We start from the raw sequence: 1,816 nt of genomic DNA on the forward strand, positions 1-1,816 counted from the left end.
GCCTGGCCGCGCGCCACGGCGCGCCGCGGCTGCTGGTGCTGGGTGGTAGCCAGGGCGCACGCGTGCTCAACCAGGCGCTGCCGCAGGCGCTGGCCGCGCTCGGCGTGGCCGTGGAAGTGCGCCACCAGTGCGGCGAAGCGCTGCGCGAGGAAGCCGCGCGCGCCTATGCCGATGCCGGCGTCGCCGCCAGCGTCGAAGCCTTCATCGGCGACATGGCCGCCGCCTACGCCTGGGCCGACCTAGTGGTGTGCCGCGCCGGCGCCTCGACCCTGGCCGAACTGTGCGCGGTCGGCATCGGCAGCGTGCTGGTGCCGTTCGCCGCCGCCGTCGACGACCACCAGACCCGCAACGCCGAATACCTGGTCGAGCGCGGCGCCGCCGTGCTGCTGAAGCAGGACGACGCCCTGGCCGGCCACCTGCAGCGCGTGCTGCGCGACCTGCTGGCGCAGCCGGCGCAGCGCCTGGCGATGGCCGAGGCCGCGCGCCAGCTGGCCAAGCCGGATGCGGCCGAGCGGATCGCGGACATCGTTTTGGAAGAAGCCGGGAATGGAGAACCGGGAATGGGGAATGGGTACAAGCAAAATCAAGGGCAGAATCACGCAGTGACACACGCAGACACGAACACGCGGCAGGCGCGGATCGCCGCCAGCGCTTCGCTTTTCCCGATTCCCGATTCCCGAATCCCCAATCCCGGCACCTCCGCAGGAGGTGCCCTGTGATTCGCCGCCTCCACGACACCGGTGATCTGGTCCGTGCGTTCCCGCGCGTGCACTTCGTCGGCATCGGCGGCACCGGCATGAGCGGCATCGCCGAGGTCATGCTGACCCTGGGCTATGAGGTCTCCGGTTCGGACAACGCCGACAACGCGGCGACTCGGCGCCTGGTCAAGCTCGGCGCACGGGTGATGCGCGGACACTCGGCGGCCAATGTGCTCGGCACCGACTGCGTGGTGGTGTCCAGCGCGATCCGCGAAGACAACCCGGAACTGATGGAGGCGCGCAGCCAGCGCATTCCGATCATGCCGCGCGCGGCGATGCTCGCCGAACTGATGCGCTTCCGCCGCGGTATCGCGGTGGCCGGCACCCACGGCAAGACCACCACCACCAGCCTGGCCGCGGCGGTGCTCAGCGAAGGCGGGCTGGACCCGACCTTCGTGATCGGCGGCCAACTGCTCGCCGCCGGCGCCAACGCCAAGCTCGGCGGCGGCCAGTGGCTGGTGGCCGAGGCCGACGAGAGCGACGGCAGCTTCCTGCGCCTGAACCCGTTGATCTCGGTCATCACCAACATCGATGCCGATCACCTGGAGAACTACGGCAACGACTTCGCCCGGGTCCAGGCGGCATTCGCCGAGTTCCTGCAGCGCCTGCCGTTCTACGGCCTGGCGGTGCTGTGCATCGACGATCCGGAAGTGGCCGCGCTGGCGGCGAAGACCCCACGCCACGTGATGAGCTACGGCCTCAGCGAGAACGCCGACGTGCGCGCCGAGGACGTGGTGCAGGACGGCCCGCGCATGCGCTTCACCCTGCGCTTGCCCGAAGGCAGCAGCATCCCGGTGACCCTGGCGCTGCCGGGCCGGCACAACGTGCTCAACGCGCTGGCCGCCGCCGCCATCGGCTGGCAGCTCGGCGTGGCGCCGGAGGCGATCGCCAGCGCGCTGCAGAGCTTCGCCGGCATCGGCCGCCGCTTCAACGACCTGGGCGAAGTGACCACCGCCGGCGGCGCGCGCGTGCGCGTGGTCGACGACTACGGCCACCACCCGCGCGAGCTGGCCGCGGTGTTCGCCGCCGCCCGCGGCGGCTGGCCGGACAAGCGCCTG

Annotated in this window: 2 protein-coding genes; both read left to right on the forward strand. The window is 71.6% G+C overall.

The features are described 5' to 3' along the window. The coding region (locus tag D180_RS14065) for a glycosyltransferase (protein ID WP_017913302.1) at window positions 1-719 on the forward strand (719 nt) is incomplete at its 5' end. Continuing rightward, the coding region (gene murC / locus D180_RS14070) for a UDP-N-acetylmuramate--L-alanine ligase (RefSeq protein WP_017913303.1) at window positions 716-1,816 on the forward strand (1,101 nt) is incomplete at its 3' end. The genes D180_RS14065 and murC, both read left to right, overlap by 4 nt.

Origin of the sequence: Xanthomonas sp. SHU 166, assembly GCF_000364685.1 — a bacterium.
Classification (GTDB): Bacteria; Pseudomonadota; Gammaproteobacteria; order Xanthomonadales; family Xanthomonadaceae; genus Xanthomonas_A; species Xanthomonas_A sontii.